General features: G+C 67.7%; 20 protein-coding genes and 1 riboswitch. Of the genes, 17 read left to right on the top strand and 3 right to left on the bottom strand.

Annotated elements, in window-relative coordinates; genetic code table 11:
* Positions 1-52: 52 nt before the first annotated feature.
* Positions 53-2,356: a 5-methyltetrahydropteroyltriglutamate--homocysteine S-methyltransferase gene (gene metE / locus SOM47_RS16540; RefSeq protein WP_320506190.1), complete on the bottom strand. Its 2,304-nt coding sequence runs from the start codon at positions 2,354-2,356 to the stop codon at positions 53-55.
* A gap of 218 nt (positions 2,357-2,574) precedes the next feature.
* Positions 2,575-2,806, bottom strand: a riboswitch (cobalamin riboswitch).
* A 95-nt stretch (positions 2,807-2,901) separates the two neighbouring features.
* Between metE and SOM47_RS16535 the strand changes: the two genes are divergently transcribed.
* The 12 genes from SOM47_RS16535 (at position 2,902) to SOM47_RS16480 (ending at position 14,507) form a co-directional block, all read left to right on the top strand.
* Positions 2,902-3,675: a hypothetical protein gene (locus tag SOM47_RS16535; RefSeq protein WP_320506189.1), complete on the top strand. Its 774-nt coding sequence runs from the start codon at positions 2,902-2,904 to the stop codon at positions 3,673-3,675.
* A 67-nt stretch (positions 3,676-3,742) separates the two neighbouring features.
* A complete protein-coding gene (locus SOM47_RS16530; RefSeq protein WP_320506188.1) occupies positions 3,743-4,312 on the top strand; it encodes a sigma-70 family RNA polymerase sigma factor in 570 nt (189 codons plus the stop codon).
* Entirely contained in the window at positions 4,309-5,082 is a 774-nt protein-coding gene (locus SOM47_RS16525; protein ID WP_320506187.1) for an anti-sigma factor, read from the top strand. The genes SOM47_RS16530 and SOM47_RS16525 overlap by 4 nt, the downstream gene beginning before the upstream one ends.
* Positions 5,083-5,169: 87 nt before the next feature.
* A complete protein-coding gene (locus SOM47_RS16520) occupies positions 5,170-6,132 on the top strand; it encodes an acyl-CoA desaturase (protein WP_320506186.1) in 963 nt (320 codons plus the stop codon).
* Between the two features lies 1 nt (position 6,133).
* A complete protein-coding gene (locus SOM47_RS16515) occupies positions 6,134-7,414 on the top strand; it encodes an NAD(P)/FAD-dependent oxidoreductase (protein ID WP_320506185.1) in 1,281 nt (426 codons plus the stop codon).
* Complete coding sequence (locus SOM47_RS16510; protein ID WP_320506184.1) at positions 7,411-8,175, top strand: DUF1365 domain-containing protein; 765 nt, start codon at positions 7,411-7,413, stop codon at positions 8,173-8,175. Before SOM47_RS16515 ends, SOM47_RS16510 begins: the two co-directional genes overlap by 4 nt.
* Entirely contained in the window at positions 8,172-9,425 is a 1,254-nt protein-coding gene (locus SOM47_RS16505; protein ID WP_320506183.1) for a class I SAM-dependent methyltransferase, read from the top strand. The genes SOM47_RS16510 and SOM47_RS16505 overlap by 4 nt, the downstream gene beginning before the upstream one ends.
* A 1-nt stretch (position 9,426) precedes the next feature.
* Complete coding sequence (locus SOM47_RS16500; RefSeq protein WP_320506182.1) at positions 9,427-9,978, top strand: DUF2878 domain-containing protein; 552 nt, start codon at positions 9,427-9,429, stop codon at positions 9,976-9,978.
* Positions 9,975-10,769 carry a DUF1295 domain-containing protein gene (locus tag SOM47_RS16495; protein ID WP_320506181.1) on the top strand — a complete coding sequence of 265 codons (795 nt, stop codon included), beginning with the start codon at positions 9,975-9,977 and terminating at the stop codon, positions 10,767-10,769. Before SOM47_RS16500 ends, SOM47_RS16495 begins: the two co-directional genes overlap by 4 nt.
* On the top strand, positions 10,766-11,839 hold the full coding sequence (locus SOM47_RS16490) for an SAM-dependent methyltransferase (protein WP_320506180.1): 1,074 nt from the start codon (positions 10,766-10,768) through the stop codon (positions 11,837-11,839). The genes SOM47_RS16495 and SOM47_RS16490 overlap by 4 nt, the downstream gene beginning before the upstream one ends.
* Before the next feature lie 11 nt (positions 11,840-11,850).
* Positions 11,851-12,384 (top strand): lipocalin family protein, encoded by a 534-nt coding sequence (locus SOM47_RS16485; protein ID WP_320506179.1) that lies wholly within the window; start codon positions 11,851-11,853, stop codon positions 12,382-12,384.
* Between the two features lie 233 nt (positions 12,385-12,617).
* The gene (locus tag SOM47_RS16480; RefSeq protein ID WP_320506178.1) at positions 12,618-14,507 is read left to right on the top strand and encodes a patatin-like phospholipase family protein; all 1,890 of its coding nucleotides are present in this window, start codon (positions 12,618-12,620) and stop codon (positions 14,505-14,507) included.
* A 146-nt stretch (positions 14,508-14,653) separates the two neighbouring features.
* On the opposite strand, the gene relB is transcribed toward SOM47_RS16480, so the two are convergent.
* Positions 14,654-16,021 (bottom strand): type II toxin-antitoxin system RelB family anti-toxin, encoded by a 1,368-nt coding sequence (gene relB / locus SOM47_RS16475; RefSeq protein ID WP_320506177.1) that lies wholly within the window; start codon positions 16,019-16,021, stop codon positions 14,654-14,656.
* Between the two features lie 111 nt (positions 16,022-16,132).
* On the opposite strand from relB, the gene SOM47_RS16470 reads away from it, so the two are divergent.
* Genes SOM47_RS16470 through mmsB form a run of 5 tightly spaced genes read left to right on the top strand, consistent with a single transcriptional unit; the run spans position 16,133 to position 21,680 of the window.
* Positions 16,133-17,638, top strand: coding sequence for a CoA-acylating methylmalonate-semialdehyde dehydrogenase (locus SOM47_RS16470; protein ID WP_042613738.1), 1,506 nt, complete (start codon positions 16,133-16,135; stop codon positions 17,636-17,638).
* Between the two features lie 28 nt (positions 17,639-17,666).
* On the top strand, positions 17,667-18,821 hold the full coding sequence (locus SOM47_RS16465; RefSeq protein WP_483020070.1) for an acyl-CoA dehydrogenase family protein: 1,155 nt from the start codon (positions 17,667-17,669) through the stop codon (positions 18,819-18,821).
* A complete protein-coding gene (locus tag SOM47_RS16460; protein WP_192084680.1) occupies positions 18,818-19,615 on the top strand; it encodes an enoyl-CoA hydratase in 798 nt (265 codons plus the stop codon). The genes SOM47_RS16465 and SOM47_RS16460 overlap by 4 nt, the downstream gene beginning before the upstream one ends.
* Positions 19,612-20,793, top strand: a complete 1,182-nt coding sequence (locus tag SOM47_RS16455) for an enoyl-CoA hydratase/isomerase family protein (RefSeq protein WP_320506176.1) — start codon at positions 19,612-19,614, stop codon at positions 20,791-20,793. Before SOM47_RS16460 ends, SOM47_RS16455 begins: the two co-directional genes overlap by 4 nt.
* Positions 20,790-21,680, top strand: coding sequence for a 3-hydroxyisobutyrate dehydrogenase (mmsB, locus tag SOM47_RS16450; protein WP_192084676.1), 891 nt, complete (start codon positions 20,790-20,792; stop codon positions 21,678-21,680). The genes SOM47_RS16455 and mmsB overlap by 4 nt, the downstream gene beginning before the upstream one ends.
* Positions 21,681-21,742: 62 nt before the next feature.
* Here the strand turns inward: mmsB and SOM47_RS16445 are convergent, their stop codons facing one another.
* The gene (locus tag SOM47_RS16445) at positions 21,743-22,168 is read right to left on the bottom strand and encodes an organic hydroperoxide resistance protein (protein ID WP_192084674.1); all 426 of its coding nucleotides are present in this window, start codon (positions 22,166-22,168) and stop codon (positions 21,743-21,745) included.
* Positions 22,169-22,194 lie beyond the last annotated feature (26 nt).

The raw sequence follows: 22,194 nt of genomic DNA, 5'->3' as shown, positions 1-22,194 counted from the left end.
CACCGTGCGGAATGCCCAGCCGACTGAAGTCGGCTCTACCCCACCTTCTTTGTCAGGCGACGCTGGCCTCGGCGTGCTCGGCGCGCAGTTCGGCCGCCGCGGCCACCAGTGCTTCCAGCGCCGCGCGGGTCTCCGGCCAGCCGCGGGTCTTCAGGCCGCAATCCGGGTTAACCCACAGCTGTTGCGGCTTCAGCACCGCCAGTGCCTTGCGCAGCAGGTCCACCATCTCCGCCTTGTCCGGCACGCGCGGGGAGTGGATGTCATACACGCCCGGCCCGATCTCGTTGGGATAGTTGAAGCGCACGAAGGCATCCAGCAGCTCCATCCGAGAACGCGAGGTCTCGATCGAGATCACATCGGCATCCATCGCCGCCACCGAGTGGATGATGTCGTTGAACTCCGAGTAGCACATGTGGGTGTGGATCTGCGTGGCATCGCGCACCCCGCTGGTGCTGATCCGGAACGATTCCACCGCCCAGTCCAGGTAGCTGCGCCATTGCGCGCGGCGCAGCGGCAGCCCTTCGCGGATCGCCGGCTCGTCGACCTGGATCACGCCGATGCCCGCCGCCTCCAGATCATTCACTTCATCGCGCAGTGCCAGCGCGATCTGCCGGCAGGTGGCGTCGCGTTCCTGGTCGTCGCGCACGAACGACCACTGCAGCACCGTCACCGGACCGGTCAGCATGCCCTTCATCGGCTTGCGGGTGAGCGACCGGGCATACTGCGACCAGCGCACGGTCATCGGCTGCGGACGGCTGACATCGCCGAAGATCACCGGCGGTTTCACGCAGCGCGAGCCGTAGCTCTGCACCCAGCCGCTGCCGGTGAAAGCGAAGCCTTCCAGCTGCTCGCCGAAGTATTCCACCATGTCGTTGCGCTCGAACTCACCGTGCACCAGCACGTCCAGTCCCAGCTCTTCCTGCACCCGGACGCAGTGCGCGGTCTGCTGCTCCAGGAAGGCCTCGTAGTCGGCCAGCGACAGCTTGCCGGACTTGTGCCGGGCGCGTGCTTCGCGCACGTCCAGGGTCTGCGGGAACGAGCCGATCGTGGTGGTGGGCAGCAGCGGCAACTGCAGCGCGGCGTGCTGCGCCAGGCGGCGCTGCGGATAGCTGCCATGGCGCCGGGCATCGGCGGCGGACAGGCTGGCCAGGCGCGCGGCGACGGCCGGGTTGTGCACGCGCGGCGAGCGGCGGCGGGCCTCCAGCGCCTCGCGATTGGCGCCCAGCCCGGCGTCCGCGGACGGCTTGCCGTCCAACGCATCGGCCAGCACGCGCAGTTCTTCCAGCTTCTGCCGTGAGAACGCCAGCCAGCTGCGCAGTTCCCCGTCCAGTTTCTTTTCCAGCGTAAGGTCCACCGGCGAATGCAGCAGCGAACACGACGGGGCCAGCCACAGCAGGTCCGCACCGCGATCGGTCTGCGCGTAGCGCGCCAGGATCAGCGCATTGTCCAACTGGGTGCGCCAGATGTTGCGGCCGTTGACCAGCCCGGCCGACAGCACGCGGCCGGCGGGCAGCGCCTGCAGCACGGCGTCCAGCTGTTCCGGCGCGCGCACCAGGTCCACGTGCAGGCCGTCCACCGGCAGGCTGGCGGCAAGACCGAGGTTGTCATCCAGCGCGCCGAAGTAAGTGGCCAGCAGGAGCTTCGGTCGTGCAGCCGCCTTCGCGCCCAGCACGGCATAGGCGCGTTCGAATGCGGCGCGGGCGGCCGCGTCCAGATCCTGTACCAGCAGTGGCTCGTCCAGCTGCACCCAGTCCGCGCCGGCCACTTCCAGCTGGGCCAGCAGGTCCACGTAGCACGGCAGCAGCGCATCCAGCAGGTCCAGCGCGGCCGAACCATCGGTGGTCTTGGACAGCAGCAGGAAGCTCACCGGCCCCAGCAGCACCGGGCGGGTGTGGATGCCCAGCGCCTTGGCTTCGCGGAATTCGGCCAGCGGCTTGTCACCGCGCAGCGCGAACGCGTGCCCGGCCTGCAGTTCCGGCACCAGATAGTGGTAGTTGGTGTCGAACCACTTGGTCATCTCCAGCGCATGCAGGTCGATGCCATCGCGCTGCAGGCCGCGGGCCATCGCGAAGTAGGCGGCCAGCGGCTCGCCAGCGGCCAACTGTCGGTAACGTGCAGGAAGCGCATCGAACAGGAAGGCGGTATCCAGCACTTGGTCGTACAGGCTGAAATCATTGCTCGGCGGCACGTCCACGCCGGCCTCGATCTGCAGCCTCCAGTGCCGTGCACGCAGCGCGGCGGCGCTGGCCTGCAGGGTGGCGATGTCATCCTCGCCACTCCAGTGGCGTTCAAGGGCCCGCTTCAATTCGCGCTTGGCGCCGATGCGGGGAAAACCCAGGTTGGTAACGGTGGTCATTGCAGCGTGTCCTCATTGCATGTCGGCATTGAGGAACGAAGGAACTGCAGGGCGCCGCGCGCCGTTTCCGGCCCACGTGCCTCCTGCCAGCGACCTTCGCCCCCGCGGGCGAACCGGATGCCGTGGACAGGCGCACGTGCCGACGCGTCCCGCTGGTGACGGGACGGCATGGGCTGGGCAACCTCCCCGCGGAGATTCCAGGTCGAATCGAAGGACGCTCAGGTCCTCCGGCCGGGGCCGGTATTCGGGCTGTTGGACACGGGCGTTGCCGCCCACCTAGTGTCCGCCGCTTCCCGGGCCGTGGCCCAGTGCTATTGGCGGAGGTCGTTTCCATTCACCGCTGCGGGGCAGCTCCGGAATGCGTGCACGGGGCACGGTCACCGGATTCCCGTTTAAATCCATCCTTTCATTCGCATGAAGCGATGGATACCTTCGGCGAGCACAAGGTAGGCCCAAGCGCGGGATCGGTCAAGGGGCTGGCGGCGCACTGCATCCAATGCGCCGCCCGCTGCGTATCTTTCCATGAGCCCCCTGCGGACCCTGCCATGCGCTCCCTTTTGCTGCCCTGCCTGCTGTTGCTTGCCGCCGCTGCTTCGCCTGCCGGTGCCGCGGTGCTGCGCGTGGAAGGCGAGGCGCTGGCGCCGACGGGGGGCCGCGCGCTGTACCGCGAAACCCATTACCTGCAGGACGTGGGCGCGCAGCAGGCGCGGCTGGTGCTGTACCGCTGCAATGACGGGCGCCCGTTCGCGCGCAAATGGATGCCGGCCGCCGCCAATGCGCAGGCGCCGGATTTCGAGTTCATCGATGGCCGCGATGGACGCCGCGAGGCCGTGCAGGCCCAGGGCACGCAGCGCCGGGTCAGCATCCGCGCCGCCAGCGGTGCAGCCGACGCAGCCAAGACCCTGGAGATGCCTCGCGGCGGAGTGATCGACGCGGGATTCGATGCGGCCGTGCGTGCGCACTGGTCCGCGCTGCTGCAGGGCGATACGGTGGCCTTGCCGTTCCTGCTCACCAGCCGCCAGCGTTGGGTGCCGGTGAAGCTGCGCCGGGTCGGAGCGGTGGCCTGGCAGGGCCAGCCGGCTGAACAGCTGCAGATGCAGCTGGATGCCTGGTTCGGCTTCGCGGTGCCGGCGGTCAATCTGGTCTATGCGCGTGCCGATCGGCGGCTGCTGCAGTTCGAAGGCACCGGCAACGTGCGCGATGCCGGAGGCAGCTGGCCGCAGGTGCGCGTCCGCTTCCCCGGCGCGCCGCAGCCCTTCAGCGAAGGAGAGCTTGCCGCCGCACGCACCCAAGCCCTGGTGGCGTCATGCACGCGATGATGGACTTGCGGTACGCGCGCCGAGCAAGGAGGATGCAGGTCTGCCCCTGTACCACGCGGAGCCTGCAATGCCCCAGCCGGACGCCCCCGACGGTGCCGACGCGCGCCGATTCGACGCCCTGCTCGAACAGGTGGCGACGCAGGATCGCGATGCCTTTGAAGCGCTGTACCAGCAAGCCGGGGGACGAATTTTCGCGATCTGCCTGCGCCTGCTGCGTGACCGTGGCGAAGCCGAAGACGTGCTGCAGGAGGTCTTCGTGACCGTCTGGCACAAAGCCTCGCGCTTCGATCCCGGCAAGGCTTCGGCGATGACCTGGCTGTCGATGCTGGCGCGCAACCGGTCCATCGACCGCCTGCGCGCTGCACCGCCGCGGGCGCTCGACGATGTGTCCATCGCAGAGGAACTGCCCGATGGTGACCTGCAGCCGGCCCAGCTGGCCGAACGCAATGATGAAGACGCGCGGCTGCAGGATTGCATGCAGGCGCTGGAACCGCGCCGGCGCAGCCTGATCCGCGCCGCCTTCCTTGACGGCGCCAGCCACGATGAACTGGCGCGCCGCCTTGCCACTCCGCTGGGTACGGTGAAAGGCTGGATCCGCCGTGGCCTGGCCCAGCTTCGGGTGTGCCTGGAACCATGAACATCCGCGACCTCCACCACGAAGACGGGCAGCCGCCGAGCGCCGACCAGCAGGCCGCTGAGTACGTGCTGGGCGTGCTCGACGCCGCCCAACGCCGCGAGGCCGAGCAGCGCATCAGTTCCGACGCGGGTTTCGCGCGGCTGGTCGATCAATGGGAACAACGACTGGCGCCGCTGCTGGAAGAAGTGGGCAGCGCCCCGGTGCCGGCCCATGTGTGGCTGCGCGTGCGTCGCGAACTGGGCTGGGCGACCTTCGACGCCGCCCCGAACGCGCGTCCGTGGCAGCGTACCGGCTTCTGGCAGGGTGCCACCGCACTGGCTGCCGCGCTGGCGCTGGTCGCGGTGTTCACCCGTCCGGCACCGGATGCCCCCGTACCCACCCCGGTGGCCGTTACCCCGGCACCGACCCCGGCGGCCGAGCCGGAGCAGGCGACGCGCCCGGTTACCCCGCTGCTGCATGACGATGGCCGTGCCGGCTGGCTGGCCTCGGTCGATGCCACCCTGGGCAAGGTGCTGATGGTGCCGGTGCCGTCCGCGCCGGATGCCCAGGGCCGCGCGCCCGAGTTGTGGGTGATCCCGGCCGGCGGCGCGCCGGTGTCGCTGGGCCTGGTCTCCAACGACCGCGCCCACACCGTGGACGTACCGGCCGCGCTGCGTTCGGCGCTGGTCAACGGTTCGGTACTGGCGATCACCCTGGAACCGTCGGCGGGCGCGCCGCATCCGGCGCCCAGTGGTCCGGTGGTCGCCAAGGGAGACATCGCCAACCTGTAACGGTCCGGAGAATTTATTTTCCGGAAGCTGCATCCACGGGGCCGCTGGCTCCGTATCTCCTGTCAGTAGATCCAGGAGGGATGCACGATGTCGGCCACACCCGCAGTACCGCCGCCCCGCCCGCGGCGCTGGTCCACCCTGTTGCGCTGGTTCGACACCGCCGCCAGGGAACCCAGCGCTGCCGACGCCGCCGAAGCCGATGGCAAGCGCATCGACTGGCTGCGCGCGCTGCCGTTCGTGGGCCTGCACCTGGCCTGCGTGGCGGTGATATGGGTGGGTGTGTCGTGGGTGGCGGTGGCCGTGGCCGCGCTGCTGTACGCGGTGCGGATGTTCGCCATCACCGGCTTCTACCACCGGTACTTCTCCCATCGGACCTTCCAGACTTCGCGTCCGGTGCAGTTCCTGTTCGCGGCCATCGGCGCGTCCAGCGTGCAGCGCGGGCCGTTGTGGTGGGCTGCGCACCACCGCAGCCACCATCGCCATGCGGACCAGCCGCTGGACCCGCATTCGCCGCGGGAACACGGGTTCTGGTGGAGCCACATGGGCTGGTTCCTGACCCGCGAAGGGTTCCGCACCGACTGGGCGCGGATCCCCGACCTGGCCCGCTTCCCGGAACTGCGCTGGCTGGACCGTTTCGACACGCTGGTGCCGGTCGCGCTGGCCGTGGCGTTGTATGGACTGGGCGCGTTGTTGCAGCACGTGGCACCGTCGCTGGATACCAGCGGCCCGCAGATGCTGGTCTGGGGCTTCTTCGTCTCCACCGTGGTGCTGTTCCATGCCACGGTCACCATCAATTCCCTGGCCCACCGTTTCGGCCGGCAGCGCTATGACACCGGCGATGACAGCCGCAACAACCTGTGGCTGGCCCTGCTCACCTTCGGCGAAGGCTGGCACAACAACCATCACTTCTTCCCGGGTACCGCGCGCCAGGGCTTCCGCTGGTGGGAAGTGGACATCACCTGGTACGGCCTGCGGCTGATGCAGTCGCTGCGGCTGGTGCACGGGCTCAAGCCAGTGCCGGCTTGGGTGCTGGCCAAGGCAAAGGACTGACATGCGCATCGCCGTCATTGGTTCGGGCATTGCCGGACTGGCCAGCGCATGGTGGCTGGACCCGCAGCACGAGGTCACCCTGTTCGAGGCCAACGATTACCTCGGTGGACACACCCACACCCACGCGCTGCAGGTGGATGGCGGCGCAGTATCGGTGGACACCGGCTTCATCGTCTTCAACCCGCAGCACTATCCGCTGCTGAGCGGGCTGTTCGACGAGCTCGGTGTCGCCTCGCAGCCGACCACGATGAGTTTCTCCGCGCGCAGCGAACGCAGCGGGGTGGAGTACAACGCCACCTCGTTGAATGGGCTGTTCTGCCAGCGCCGCAACCTGCTGTCGCCGCGGTTCTGGGGGATGCTGGCGGACCTGCGGCGCTTCTACCGCGAGGCGCCGGCCCTGTTGCAGGGCGATGAGGCCGGGCCGACGCTGGGCCAGTACCTCAACGACCATCATTACGGCGAGGCCTTCATCGAAGAGCACCTGCTGCCGATGGCATCGGCCCTTTGGTCCTCGCCGGCCACCCGCGTGCGCGACTTCCCGGCGCGCTACCTGGTGCAGTTCATGGCCAACCACCAGATGCTCCAGCTGACGGGCCGCCCGCAATGGCGGGTGGTGCAGGGCGGATCGGCGCGTTACGTGGACGCGCTGCGTCAACGCTGGCACGTGCGCGAGCGGCTGGAGTGCCCGGTGCTGGCGGTGGAACGGCTGGCCGATGGCGTGCTGGTGCACACCGCAGCGGGCGCGGAAGGCTTCGACCACGTGGTGATGGCCTGCCACAGTGACCAGGCACTGTGGCTGCTGCAGGATCCGGATATGCTGGAACGCAGCGTGCTCGGTGCCATCCGCTACCAGCCCAACGAGGTCGTGCTGCATACCGATGCCAGTCTGTTGCCACGCAACCGCGCGGCGTGGGCGGCCTGGAACGCGCACGTGCCGCGCGATCCGGCCCAGGCCTGTACGGTGACCTATTGCATGAACCTGCTGCAGGGCCTGGACACGCCCACCCCGCTGCTGGTGACGCTCAACCGTAGTGAGGCGATCGACCCGTCCAAGGTGCTGCGTCGCCTGCGTTACGCGCACCCGGTGCACGACCACGCCATGGTCCGTGCGCAGCGGCGCTGGCATGAGGTGCAGGGACGCCGACATACCTGGTTCGCCGGTGCGTATTGGGGCTGGGGTTTCCATGAAGATGGCATCCGCAGTGCGCGGCGCGTGGTGGATGCGCTGCACGCCGTGAGCGTGCAAAGGCATTGGCCACGTCACGAGGAAACCACCGCGTGAGCGCCAGTGCGATCTATCGTGGCGAGGTCGTGCACCGCAGGCACCTGCCGCACGCGCACGCCTTCCGTTATCCGATCGCGCAGCTGTTGTTGGACCTGGACGACGTGGACCGCGTGTTCGACCGGCGTTGGCTGTGGTCGGTGGGTCGCCGCAACCTGGTCGAGTTCCGCCGCAGCGATTACCTGGGTGATCCCGACCAACCGCTGGCCGAGGCCGTGCGCGACCGCGCGCAGGGCGCGCTTGGCCACCGTCCGCTGGGTCCGGTACGCCTGCTCGCCCACCTGCGCCACGCTGGCCATGTGTTCAATCCGGTCAGCTTCTACTACTGCCATGCGGTTGACGAAACACTGGAGTGCATCGTCGCAGAGATCACCAACACGCCATGGAAGGAACGCCATGCCTACGTGTTGCCGGTCGCTGATGCGCAAGCGCGTGGCCGCGCGCTGCGCTGGCGTTTCGACAAACAGTTCCATGTTTCGCCGTTCATGCAGATGGACTGCGGTTACGACTGGCGCTTCACCGTGCCCGGCGACGACCTGCGCGTGCACATGCAGGTATGGCGCGACGGCCGGCGCCAGTTCGATGCGACCCAGTCGATGCAGCGCCGCGCGCTGGACGGCCGCGGGCTGGCCATGGTGCTCGCCCGCCACCCGCTGATGACCCTGCAGGTGGTCGGCGCGATCCATTGGCAGGCGATGCGCCTGTGGCTGAAACGCAATCCGGTCCACGACCATCCTTCGCTTGCTGGAAAAAACCAATGAACGACATGAGCCACTGCATGGCCCTGCCACGGCCCGGGCGCCTGGATGCTTTCCTGCGCCGCCAGCTGCTGGCCAAGCTGGGCGCGCTGCGTGACGGCCGCCTGCGGGTCCGCGACGCACTGGGCGAGGTGGTGCTCGGCGCGCAGGGCAGCGGCCCGCTGGTGACGGTGACCATCGATGACCCGGCGTTCTATCGCGCGGTGGCGACCCAGGGCAGCGTCGGCGCCGGCGAAAGCTACATCCGTGGCCACTGGCGCTGCGACGACCTGGTGGCGCTGGTGCAGCTGCTGGTGCGCAACCGCGAGCTGCTCGACGGCGTGGAACGCGGCCCGGCGCGGATCGGTGGCTGGGCGCTGAAAGCCTGGGCACAGCTGCGCCGCAACACCCGTGAAGGCAGCCGACGCAACATCGCCGCGCACTACGACCTGGGCAATCCGTTCTTCTCGCTGTTCCTTTCCAAGGACCTGATGTATTCCTCGGCGGTGTTCGAAGACGGCGATACGCTGGATGCGGCATCGCAGCGCAAGCTCGCGCGCATCTGCGAACAGCTGCAGCTCAAGCCCACCGACCACGTACTGGAAATCGGTACCGGTTGGGGCGGGTTCGCGCTGTACGCGGCACGCCACATCGGCTGCCGTGTCACCACCACCACCATATCGGTGGAGCAGCACGCGCTGGCCAGCCAGCGCATCGAGGCAGCGGGGCTGCACGATCGGGTGACCCTGCTGCTGAAGGACTATCGCGACCTGGATGGCCAGTACGACAAGCTGGCGTCCATCGAGATGATCGAAGCGATCGGCGCGCAGTACCTGCAGATCTATTTCGCCACGCTGACCCGCCTGCTGAAGCCGGAAGGATTGGCGCTGCTGCAGGCGATCACCATCGAAGACGAGCGCTACCAGCAGGCGCGGCGCAGCGTGGACTACATCAAGCGCTTCGTGTTTCCCGGCAGTTTCATCCCCTCGCTGAACGCCATGCTGGCGGCCAAGACCCGCAGCAGCGACCTGCAGCTGATCGGCCAGATGGACTTCGGACAGTCCTACGCACTGACACTGCGCGCCTGGCGCGAGCGCTTCCTTGCCCAGCTGCCGGCGGTGCGTGCGCAAGGCTTCGATGAAGACTTCATCCGCCTGTGGGAGTTCTATCTCGCGTACTGCGAGGGCGGCTTCCTGGAGCGCTCGATCGGTGTGTCGCAGCTGTTGCTGGCGCGACCGGGCTACCGTCCCGCGTCGCTGGCTGGAGCCCACTGACATGCACTTCTGGGGCAACCTGATCGGCAACCAGCTGGTGTGGTTCTGCGCGGTGGCCGGTGCCGGACGCGGGCTGTACTGGCCGGGGCTGCTGGCGGCGGCGGCCTATGTGCTGAGCCAGCTGCTGCTGTCCCCGCACCCGGTGGTGGACCTGAAGCTGATCGCCTTGGCGATCGGTTGCGGGCTGGTGGTGGACGGCGTGGCCGGTGCTTCCGGACAGGTGGTGTATGCCGCAGGCAACGCCGAACGCGGGCTGGCGCCGGTCTGGATCCTTGCGTTGTGGGCATCGTTCGCGATGACCCTGACCGTCTCTTTCGCTGCCCTGCAGCGCCGGTGGCGGCTGGCCGTGCTGGTCGGCCTGCTGCTGGCCCCCCTGGCCTATGTCTCGGCCGCGCGGGGATTTTCTTCGGTGAGTTTCGCCACGCCGGCCTGGCAGGGCATCGCCTTGCTGGGCATCGGCTGGGCGCTCGCGCTGCCGCTGCTGGCCACCTGCGCGCGGCGCTGGCAGCCGGCACGCCGCGCCGACCCCATGGAAACAGGAGAAACACGATGAAGCTGTTGTGGTGGGTGTGGCTGTATGCCGCCGTGGTGATGTGCTGGGGCTGGTGGTGGCAACGCCGGCACCAGAACATCGGCGTTGTGGATGTGTTGTGGGCCAAGAGCGTGGCCGCCGCGGCGCTGCTGCTGGCCCTGCTGGGCGACGGCGCGCTGCTGCCGCGGCTGGCGCTGGGCACGCTGGGCGGGCTGTGGGGAGCCCGTCTGGCGCTGCACCTGTGGCGGCGCGTGCGCAGCGAAGAAGAGGACGGTCGCTACCGCTACCTGCGCGATCACTGGCAGGGCCATCAGGGAAAGATCTTCGGCTTCTTCCAGGCGCAGGCGCTGCTGGTGGTGCTGTTCGCCCTGCCGTTCATCGCGGTGGCGCAGAACCCGCGCGGCGATGGCATCGGCTGGGTGCTGGCAGCGGTGGCGATGTGGTTGCTGAGCGTGGGTGGGGAGAGCCTGGCCGACCGCCAGCTGGCACGCTTCCGCGCCGACCCGGCGAACAAGGGCCGCACCTGCCGCGAGGGCCTGTGGCGCTATTCGCGGCATCCCAACTACTTCTTCGAATGGCTGCACTGGTTCACCTATGTGCTGCTGGCCGTGGGTTCCCCGCTGTGGTGGCTGGCCTGCGCCGGCCCGGTGGTCATGTATGTGTTCCTGCGCTGGCTGAGCGGCGTGCCGTTCACTGAAAAACAGGCCCTGCGCAGCCGCGGCGAGGACTACCGCGAGTACCAGCGCAGCACCTCGATGATCTTTCCCTGGTTCCCCAGGAAATCCGCACACTCCAAGGAGCTGCCCCGATGAGCACCCAAATCCAGAGCCTGCCGCTGCCGGACCATGCGGCAGGGCTGACCGGCCTGGCCGAACGCGGGCTGCTGCCGGACGCGCTGCTGCGTTACGGTATCCGCCGCCAGTGCGCGCAACGCCTGCGCGAAGAGTTCGAAGGCGGCACCGAAGGCCAGGCAATGCGCTTTTCAGAGCGCATCGCCGAACTGGCGGGCAGCCCGTTGGCCCTGCACGTGGATGCGGCCAACCGCCAGCACTACGAGGTACCGGCAGCGTTCTTCGAAGCGTGCCTGGGCAAGCGGCTGAAATACAGCAGCTGCTACTACCGCACCGGCACGGAGACGCTCGACCAGGCCGAAGAGGCGATGCTGGAACTGTATGCGGAGCGTGCCGGGCTGGCCGATGGACAGGACATCCTGGAACTCGGCTGTGGCTGGGGATCGCTGACGTTGTGGATGGCCGAACGCTATCCACACGCACGCATCACCGCGGTGTCGAATTCGCAAGGGCAACGTGCGCACATCGAGGCGCAGTGCCAGGCACGCGGGCTGCGCAACGTGCAGGTGCTGACCCGCGACGTCAACCAGCTGGACCTGCCCGCTAACTCCTTTGACCGCGCGGTGTCCATCGAGATGTTCGAACACATGCGCAACTACGACTGCCTGCTGGGCCGGATCGCCGGCTGGCTGCGCAGTGATGGGGCGTTGTTCGTGCATATCTTCGTGCATCGCACCGCGATGTATCCCTTTGAAACCGAGGGCGAGGACAACTGGATGGGGCGGCACTTCTTCACCGGTGGCCTGATGCCGGCAGCGGATACGCTGCTGCACTTCCAGCACGACCTGCAGCTGCAGCAGCGCTGGTTGCTGGATGGCACGCACTACCAGCGCACCGCTAACCATTGGCTGCGGAACCAGGACAGCCAGCGCGACGCGGTGATGCTGGTGCTGCGGCAGACCTACGGTGATGCCGCCGCTGCGCTGTGGTTCCAGCGCTGGCGGATGTTCTGGATGGCCTGCGCCGAACTGTTCGGTTATGAAAAGGGCCAGCAGTGGCTGGTGGCCCATTACCTGTTCCGTCCCCGTTGAAGGAGAACGCCATGCGTATTTCCAGCCTGCTTCCCGTGATCGCGATGGCGTTGTCGGCCAGTGCCTGTTCGTCCAGTCCGGAACGTCCATTGCCCCGCGCGACCGCGGTCGACGTGCCGCGCTTCATGGGGGATTGGTATGTCATCGCGCAGATTCCCACCTTCATCGAACGCAAGGCGTTTGATTCGGTGGAACGCTATGCACTGCGACCTGACGGGCGCATCCAGACCACCTTCACCTACCGCAAGGGCAGCTTCGATGCACCGCTGAAGACCCTGCACCCGGTGGGTCGGGTGGAGGAGGAAGGCAACGGCGCGGTGTGGGGCATGCAGTTCATCTGGCCGATCCAGGCCGAGTACGTGATTTCCTGGCTGGATGCGGACTACCAGCAGACCATCGTGGCGCGCAGCAAGCGTGACTACGTGTGGTACATGGCGCGCACGCCACAGGTCAGCGCGGCCGACTACCAGCAGGCCATCGAGCGCATCGCCGCGATGGGTTATGACACCAGCAAGATCCGCAAGGTGCCGCAGTCGGAGCGCTGACCCGCCGCGGCCTTCGCCGTCGTTGCCTGGTAGCGCCGAGCCATGCTCGGCGAGCGCAGCGGCAAGGGCAACAGCGTGACGACCAACGGTCGTCACCCGCCGAGGGCACGAGCATGACGGCCAGCGGCCGTCACTACCGGGGCGCCGCCTTGCCTGCGAAATGCGTCAGGCATCTCATGCGGTGAGAGGCGCTCTTGCCATAATCAGGGTCGAATCCAGCAGAGGGTCGGCCCATGGCAGCCAAGTACTGCGATCTGGTCATGAAGGGCGGCATCACCAGCGGCATCGTGTATCCCAATGCGGTGCTGGCGCTGGCCAGGGAATACCGTTTCAAGAGCATCGGCGGCACCTCGGCCGGGGCCATCGCGGCGGCGGTGGCTGCGGCTGCCGCGCTCGGTGATCGCCGTCGCCAGGCGGGCGAGGCGGTGGGGCCGCAGGCCGGGTTCGAGGGACTGGCCGCTGTGTCGGCCCAGCTGTCCACGCGGGGTTTCATTCATGGGTTGTTCCAGCCTGCCCGCGGCGCGCGCGCGGCGTACCGGTTGCTGGTGGTGCTTGCCAGCCATGCGGGTTGGCCCCGCAAACTGCTGTGCCTGCTGGCGGCAGTGTTCACCATCGCACCGTTGGAAGTGCTGCTTTCGCTGTTCCTGCTGCTGGGCATCGGCCATGGTGCCGGCGGCGTAGCGGGCATGCTGGCTGCCCTCCTGCCTTCGCTGCTGTGCGCCTACGGCGCAGGCGTGGCCGGCGCGCTGCTGCGTGTGGCGCGGGTGGCCCGTGGCAACCTGCTCGGGCTGTGCAATGGCCTCAGCGACGACCCGCTGCGCCCCGCGCTGACCGACTGGCTGCACGATGCGCTGCAGCGGTTGTCGGGCAAGCCAGGCGACCGGCCGCTGACCTTCGCCGACCTGCACGCCGCGCCGCGCTATGCGGACGAACCGCAGGATGGCCGGGCCATCACCCTGCAGATGATCAGTACCTGCGTGTCGCACAACGAGCCGCGCACCCTGCCGTTTTCCGAAACGCGCTTCTGGTTCCTGCGCGAAGAGTTCGACCGCCTGTTTCCGCGCAGCGTGGTGGACTGGCTGGTGGCCGATGCCGGCGCACCGGAGCAGGTCGACGGAAGGCTGTACTACCGGCTGCCGCCGGAAGGCCATTTGCCGGTGCTGGTCGCCACGCGGATGAGCCTCAGCTTTCCGCTGCTGATCAGTGCGGTGCCGCTGCATGAGCCGGCGCGCCACTCTGCGCCCGCGCAGGGCAACCGTGCCGAGCCCGGACGTGGCGGGAAGAACGTGGCCGACAGCATGGAGGGCCTGGCCAGCGGGGGGCAGCAGGGAACGTCCGCGGCAGGCTCATCGATCGCCGGCTACCGCCGTTGCTGGTTCTCCGACGGTGGTATCAGCAGCAATTTCCCGATCCATCTGTTCGACGCCGCGCTGCCGCGCTGGCCGACCTTCGCCATCAATCTGGTTTACCCCGGCGATGCGCGGGAAGCGTCCGAAGCGGGCGATGCGCAGCAGGCGCTGGAAGGCGCGGTGGTACTGCCAACCGGCAATCGCGAACGCTGGCAGCGCGGTTACCGCGACATCGCCTCGCCAATGGCCGCCACCGAGCTGACCCGTTTCCTGTTTGCCATCATCGCCACCATGCAGAACTGGCGCGATCTGCTGCAGGCCCGCGCGCCCGGCTACCGCGACCGCATCGTGCACGTCGCCCTTGAAGGCAACGAGGGCGGCATGAACCTGGACATGCCGCAGGAGGTGCTCGGTCGCATCGCGCGGAAGGGCACGCTGGCCGGCGAGCGTTTCTGCCGCTTCTCCTTCGAGAACCACTACTGGATACGCTGGCGCAATACCGCTTCGGCCTACCAGCGATACACGCTGGAGGTGTCGCGCACCGATGACGCGGGCCAGCAGGTGGTGGCCTACCGCGCCGCGTATGCCAGCGTCGCGGCAGGGCAACCGGCACCGCCATCGTATCCGCTGGGATCGCAGGAAAAGCGCCGCGCATCGCAGGCGCTGTACGCGCTGATGGTGGAGCAGGGTGCAAGCTGGGACGACTGCGGTCCGGACCTCACCGACGGCGCCCCGCGCCCCCTGCCGCAGATGAAAGTCACTCCGATCTACTAGGTAGTGACGGCCGCTGGCCGTCATTCCCGTTGGACGGCCAGCGGCCGGCCCTACCGTTCCCTTGGAGCAGGGCCCCCTTGTTGTTCAAGGGGCAGCGCCGCAGGCGCGGGGGATAAGGAGGAATGCGCGGGCAATTGCCGGGCGCGCTAGCGCCCAGGCAATTGCACGAACGCGCGCTGCATGCAGTCCTCGCGCGGGCACACCCGGCAGCCGGGGCCGATCGACACCGAATTGCCCGGGCTCTGGATATCCAGCCCACGCGTGTACACCAGCCGCTCGGCGTGCTGCAGGTCGCAGCCCAGCGCCACCGCGAAGGTCTTGCGCGGCTGGCCGTGGCCGACCGGCCCGCTGCTGACCTGCCGCGCCAGCCAGAAATGGCGTCGCCCATCGGGCATGCGCGCGGTCTGGGTGAGGATGCGCCCGGGCTGGTTGAATGCCTCGTACACGATCCACAGCGGACACGAGCCGCCGACCTGCGAGAAGTGGAAATCGGTGGCCGAATGCCGTTTGGACACATTGCCGGCGCGGTCCACGCGGATGAAGAAGAACGGCAGCCCGGGTGCACTGCGCCGCGCCAGCGTACTCAAGCGGTGGCAGACCGCCTCGAAGCCCACGCCGAACTGATGTGCCAGCAGTTCGATGTCATAGCCACTGGACTCGGCCGCACGCAGGAACGGGCCATACGGCATCACCAGCGCGCCGGCGAAGTAGTTGGACAGGCCGATGCGTGCCTGCGCGATGCGCTCGTCATCGCGGAAGCCGGCCCGCTCGATCACCGCATCCACGTGTTCAGCATGGCCCCGCAGCGCCAGTTCGGCGGCCATCTGGAACGCCTGCTGGCCCGGTTCCAGGTAGTCCGGCAGCCACAGCGTACGTGCCTGGCTGTCCATCACGCGCTTCTCCCGCCCGGCCTGCAGCGGGGCCACTTCCACCATCACCCCGTGGCGGTCGGCCAGCAGTTGGCGCAGCCGCGGCGCCATGTGGCCCACGGTCAGCCCCCACTCGGCGAACAGGCGCTCGGCCAACGCGTCCAGTTCCGGGATGTGGTTGTGCATGCGGTTGAAGAAGTCGCGCACCTGGTCACCGGCCGGCAGGCTCATCCCGGCGCCGGGCTCACCCAGCTGGAACTCCAGCGCGGCGGCATGTTCGCGCAGCGCCAGATGGCGCCGGTGCAGGTCCAGCAGGGCTTGGCTGACCTGTGGCAGGTTGCCGGCCAGTGCCCGTAGTTCATTGGCGCTGACATCGGCCAGGCCGAGATCACGCAGGGTCTGCCCCAGTGCTTCCTGCAGCGCGGCGGGGCCGCCCGCGTCGAACAGATCGCCCAGCTCACCCAGCACCGCACGCAGGCGCTGCTGGACCGCCGGGGTCAACGGCCGCTTGTTGCGCTCGATCTGGTTCAGGTAGCTGGCTGATACCCCCAGCTGCTGTGCCAGCTGCACCTGGGTATAACCGCGCTGCTCGCGCAGCTTGGCCAAGCGGAGCCCGAGCTGGCGTTGGGGTGACTCCGAATTCACAGGATTAACAACTTTCGTCGTGCCGGTTGGCCAGATTAAGCGTAGACAGGCCGGAAATCGAGCGGTCGCCTGTGAATAATGCCAAGCATCCCTGAGACCCACGGTACCGCCATGACTGTTGCAGCGCCCCGTATCCGCCTGTTGATCGATGGCCAGTTCATCGAATCGTCCACCGCCCACTGGCAGGACGTGGTCAACCCGGCCACCCAGGACGTGCTGGCCCAGGTGCCCTTCGCCACCACCAGCGAAGTGGATGATGCGGTGGCCGCCGCCAAGGAAGCCTTCAAGACCTGGCGCAAGACGCCGATCGGCACCCGCGCGCGCATCTTCCTGAAGTACCAGCAGCTGATCCGCGAGAACATGAGCGAGCTGGCCCACACCCTCAGCGCCGAGCAGGGCAAGACGGTGCCGGACGCCGAAGGCGATGTGTTCCGCGGCCTGGAAGTGGTCGAGCACGCCGCGGCGATCGGCAACCTGCAGCTGGGCGAGCTGGCCAACAACGTGGCCAACGGCGTGGACACCTACACCCTGATGCAGCCGCTGGGCGTGTGCGCGGGCATCACCCCGTTCAACTTCCCGGCGATGATCCCGCTGTGGATGTTCCCGATGGCCATCGCCACCGGCAACACCTTCGTGCTCAAGCCGTCCGAACAGGACCCGATGGTCACCATGCGGCTGGTCGAACTGGCGCTGGAAGCCGGCATTCCGAAGGGCGTGCTGAACGTGGTGCACGGTGGCGAAGAAGTGGTCAACGCAATCTGCGACCACCCCGACATCAAGGCGGTTTCGTTCGTGGGTTCCACCCGCGTCGGCACCCACGTATACAACCGCGCCTCGCTGGCCGGCAAGCGCGTGCAATGCATGATGGGCGCCAAGAACCATGCCGTCGTGCTGCCGGATGCCAACAAGGAACAGACCCTCAACGCGATGGTCGGTGCCGCCTTTGGTGCCGCCGGGCAGCGCTGCATGGCGGCCTCCACGCTGGTACTGGTGGGCGAGGCGCGTTCGTGGGTGCCGGACCTGGTGGCCAAGGCGAAGACGCTGAAGGTCAGCGCCGGTTCGGTCGCCGGCACCGATGTCGGCCCGGTCATCTCCTGCAGCGCACGTGAGCGCGTGGAAGGGCTGATCGCTTCGGGCGTGGAGCAGGGCGCCACGCTGGACCTGGACGGCCGCAACCCGCAGGTGGACGGCTTCGAGAAGGGCAACTTCGTCGGTCCGACGATCTTCTCCGGCGTCACCACCGACATGCGCATCTACCAGGAAGAAATCTTCGGGCCGGTGCTGGTGATCCTCGAAGCGGAAACGCTAGATGACGCCATCGCGCTGGTCAACAGCAACCCGAACGGCAACGGCACGGCGGTGTTCACCCAGTCCGGCGCCGCCGCCCGCAGGTTCCAGGAAGACATCGACGTCGGCCAGGTCGGCATCAACGTGCCGATCCCGGTGCCGGTGCCGCTGTTCTCCTTCACCGGTTCGCGCGCGTCCAAGCTGGGTGACCTCGGCCCGTACGGCAAGCAGGTGGTCATGTTCTACACCCAGACCAAGACCATCACCGCACGCTGGTTCGATGACGAGACGCTCAGCCACGGCGTCAACACCACCATCAGCCTCAAGTAACAACGGAGTTCCAGCCATGAGTAACTCGATGACGACGGAACTCGAAGAAGCGCAGCAGGCCTATCGCGAGGCAGCGCGTGACTTCGCCCAGGCGGAATTGGCGCCACACGCGGCGCGGTGGGATGCGGAGGGCATCTTTCCGCGCGAGGCGATCGCCAAGGCAGGGGAGCTCGGGTTCTGTGGCCTGTACATGGACCCCGAGGTCGGTGGCAGCGGCTTGAGCCGACTGGACGCCGCCGTCGTCATCGAGGAACTCGCCAACGTGGATCCGTCCACCGCAGCGTACGTGAGCATCCACAACATGGCCTCGTGGATGGTGTCCACCTGGGGCCAGCAGGCGCTGCGCGCGGCCTGGGGTGCGGACCTGGCGGCCGGCATCAAGCTGGCCTCTTACTGCCTGACCGAACCCGGCGCCGGCTCCGATGCGGCGTCGCTGAAGACCACGGCGGTGCGCGATGGCGATGACTACGTGCTCAACGGTTCCAAGGCTTTCATCTCCGGGGCTGGTGCCACCGAGCTGCTGGTGGTGATGGCGCGTACCGGTGGCGCGGGCGCGGGCGGGATCAGTGCGATCGCCGTGCCAGCCGACCTGCCGGGCATCAGCTACGGCCGCAAGGAAGAGAAGATGGGCTGGAACAGCCAGCCGACCCGCGGCATCACCTTCGAGAACGTGCGGGTGCCGGTCGGCAACCTGCTGGGCGAAGAAGGCGGCGGCTTCAAGCTGGCGATGAAGGGCCTGGACGGTGGCCGCATCAACATCGCCGCCTGCTCGCTGGGCGCCGCCCAGGGAGCGCTGGATGCCGCCCGCCGCTACATGGGCGAACGCCGCCAGTTCGGCAAGGCGCTGGCCGAATTCCAGGCCCTGCAGTTCAAGCTGGCCGACATGGCCATCGAACTGGTTGCGGCCCGCCAGATGGTGCACACGGCGGCGCGCAAGCTCGACGCCGGCGCCAGCGATGCCAATATCTGGTGTGCGATGGCCAAGCGGTTCGCCACCGATGCCGGCTTCACCATCTGCAACGAAGCGCTGCAGATCCACGGCGGCTACGGTTACATCCGCGAGTACCCGATCGAGCGCCTGCTGCGCGACAGCCGCGTGCACCAGATCCTGGAAGGCACCAACGAAATCATGCGGGTGATCGTCGCCCGCCACCTGCTCAACACCGAAGAGGAACTGCGATGAACGATTGGCGCACCCACGATCATGTCGGCCTGAAGGTCGAGGCCGATGGCCACGTCGCGGTCATCACCCTGCACAACCCGCCGGCGCATACCTGGACCGTGCACAGCCTGGCGGCGCTGCGCGACCTGGTCGCCGCGCTGAACGCGGACCGTTCGATCTATGCGCTGGTGATCAGTGGCGAGGGCGAGAAGTTCTTCTCCGCCGGCGCCGATCTCAACCAGTTCGCATCGGGTGACAAGGGCGCTGCCCGTGAAGCCGCACGTCGTTTCGGTGAAGCCTTCGAGGCGCTGTCCGGCTTCCGTGGCGTGTCCATCGCCGCCATCAACGGCTATGCGATGGGCGGCGGGCTGGAATGCGCGCTGGCCTGTGACCTGCGCATCATCGAAGAACATGCCCAGGTGGCGCTGCCGGAGGCCACCGTCGGCCTGCTGCCGTGCGCCGGTGGCACCCAGAACCTGCCGCGCCTGGTCGGTGAAGGCTGGGCCAAGCGGATGATCCTGCTCGGTGAGCGGATCGACGCCGACACTGCCGTGCGTATCGGCCTGGCCGAACAGAAGGCCGGCAAGGGCGAAGCCAAGGCCCTCGCACTGGAATGGGCGAAGAAGGCCGGCAAGCAGAGCCCGACCAGCATTGCCGCCTGCAAGACGCTGGTGCAGTCCACGCGCACCGGTACCCACGCCGCCGCACTGGTGGCCGAGCGCGAAGCATTCGTGGACCTGTTCGACAGCGCTGACCAGGTGGAAGGCGTGAGCGCTTTCCTGGAAAAGCGCAGCGCGCAGTGGAAGAACGCATGAGCCGGGAAACCGACATCGTGGTCGACGAGGCACCGGTGCTGTTCGAAGAGCGCGTGGCGGCCAACGGCATGCGCATCGGCATCGCCACGCTCAACGCACCGCGGACGTTGAACGGTTTCTCGCTGCCGATGGCACACCTGCTGCTTGAAAAACTGCGCACCTGGGCAAATGACGACGGCGTTGCGATGGTGGTGCTGCAGGGTGCCGGAGAGAAGGCGTTCTGCGCCGGTGGCGACCTGCACAGCCTGTACCAGAGCATGCTGGCGTATCGTCAGGCAGGCCACGCCGACATCCGCCAGAACGCCTACGCCACCGAGTTTTTCGACGTCGAGTATCGCGTCGACTACCTGATCCATGCCTATGCCAAACCGATCCTGTGCTGGGGTCATGGCATCGTGATGGGCGGGGGCATCGGCCTGATGTCCGGTGCCAGCCATCGCGTGGTCACCGAGCGCTCCAAGCTGGCGTTCCCGGAAATCACCGTCGGCTTGTTCCCGGATGTGGGCGGCAGCTGGCTGCTGCCGCGCGTGCCCGGTAACGGGGGGCGTTTCCTGGCGCTGACTGGCGCGCTGCTCAACCCCGGCGATGCCCTCTTTGCCGGGCTGGCGGACCTGCACGTCGCCGAGTCACACCGGGGCGATGTGCTGGATGCGTTGCTGGCGGCAGGCTGGGAAGCCGACTGCAATGCCAACCATCACCACCTCACCACCGTGCTGCAACGCTTCGCCAGTGAGGCTGCGCCCGGGCCCCTGCAGCGCAACGCCGGGTTGGTGGACGTGCTGTGCGAGGGCGATGATCTGCAGACGATCGTAGACCGTATCACCGCCATGGAAAGCGAGGATGACTGGCTGCAGGCCGCGCAGAAGACCCTGGCAGCCGGGGCTCCCGGCTCGGCGCGACTTGCGTTCGCCCTGCAGGCACGCTGCGCGGACGAACCGCTGGCCGATGTGTATCGACTGGAGTACGTAGCGGCACTGCACTGCGCCGCACACGGTGATTTCGCTGAAGGCATCCGCGCGCTGCTGGTCGACAAGGACCGTACACCACGGTGGAATCCGGCCATGTTGGCCGATGCAACGCCCGCTTGGGCAGAAACCTACCTCACGTCCCCGTGGCTTGGCGACCAGCATCCGCTGGCCGATCTGGAAGCCACTACTCCTGAAAGGACCCTCGCATGAGCCGCATTGCATTCATTGGTCTGGGCAACATGGGCGGGCCGATGGCCGCCAACCTCGCCAAGGCCGGCCACGCCGTGCGGGTGTTCGACCTGGTGCCGGCCGCCGTGCAGGCCGCGGTCGACGCAGGCGCCACCGCAGCCAGCTCCGCACTGGATACGCTGGCCGATGCCGAAGTGGTGATTTCGATGCTGCCGGCCAGCCGCCACGTCGAAGGCGTGTACCTCGGTGATGACGGTCTGCTGGCCGATATCCCGGGCGGTGCGCTGGTGATCGACTGCAGCACCATCGCCCCGGCCACTGCGCGCAAGGTCGCCGAAGCCGCCGCCGCGCGCGGACTGCAGATGCTGGACGCGCCGGTTTCCGGCGGTACGGCCGGCGCCAGCGCCGGTACGCTGACCTTCATCGTCGGCGGCGAAGAAGACGCGCTGGAACGCGCGCGTCCCTACCTGCAGGCGATGGGCAAGAACATCTTCCACGTGGGTGCCAGCGGCGCCGGCCAGGTCGCCAAGCTGTGCAACAACATGGCGCTGGGCGTGATCATGGCGGTCACCGGTGAATCCATCGCGCTGGGCGTGGCACACGGGCTGGACCCGAAGGTGCTGTCGCAGATGATGGCGGTCAGCACCGGCCGCAGCTGGGCCACTGAAGTGTGCAACCCGTGGCCGGGGGTGCTTGAAAACGCACCGGCTTCGCGCGGTTACAGCGGCGGTTTCGGCAGCGACCTGATGCTCAAGGACATGGGCCTGGCGGTCGAAGCGGCGATGAGCGTGGGTGCCTCGATTCCGCTCGGCGAGCTGGCGCGCAACCTGTATTCGATGAACCACCAGGCAGGCCGCGGCAAGCTGGATTTCTCCAGCGTGGTGCAGCTGGTGAGCAACGAAAAGTAACCAGAACGGAGCAAGGCCCTGTCGCCATGCGAAAGGGCCTTACTCCCAGCGCCTCGGTCAGATCAGGCCACGATCAGCTTGACGTCGATGTTGCCCTGGGTCGCATTGGAGTATGGGCAGACGACGTGGGCCTTCTGCACCAGTTCTTCCAGCTGCTCGCGCGGCACGCCCGGCGCGGTGATGGTCAGCTCGGCCTCGATGCCGAAACCGGTCGGGATCTGGCCGATGCCGACCTTGCCGGCAACGGTGGTGTCAGCCGGCAGCGCGACCTTGGCCTGGCCGGCGACGTACTTCAGCGCGCCCAGGAAGCAGGCCGAATAGCCGGCAGCGAACAGCTGCTCCGGGTTGGTGCCCGGGCCGCCGGCACCGCCGAGTTCGCGCGGAGTCGACAGCTGGATGTCCAGCACGTTGTCGGAGGACACAGCGCGGCCTTCGCGGCCGCCGGTTGCGGTGGCCTGGGCGGTGTAGAGAACCTTTTCGATCGACATGGCGGAGTTCCTTGTTGGGATGGCCG

Source organism: Stenotrophomonas sp. CFBP8980 (assembly GCF_034046095.1).
In the GTDB taxonomy this organism is placed as follows: Bacteria; Pseudomonadota; Gammaproteobacteria; order Xanthomonadales; family Xanthomonadaceae; genus Stenotrophomonas; species Stenotrophomonas lacuserhaii.
Note: the sequence above shows the minus strand (reverse complement) of the source record. Positions and strands in the feature narration are given on the sequence as shown.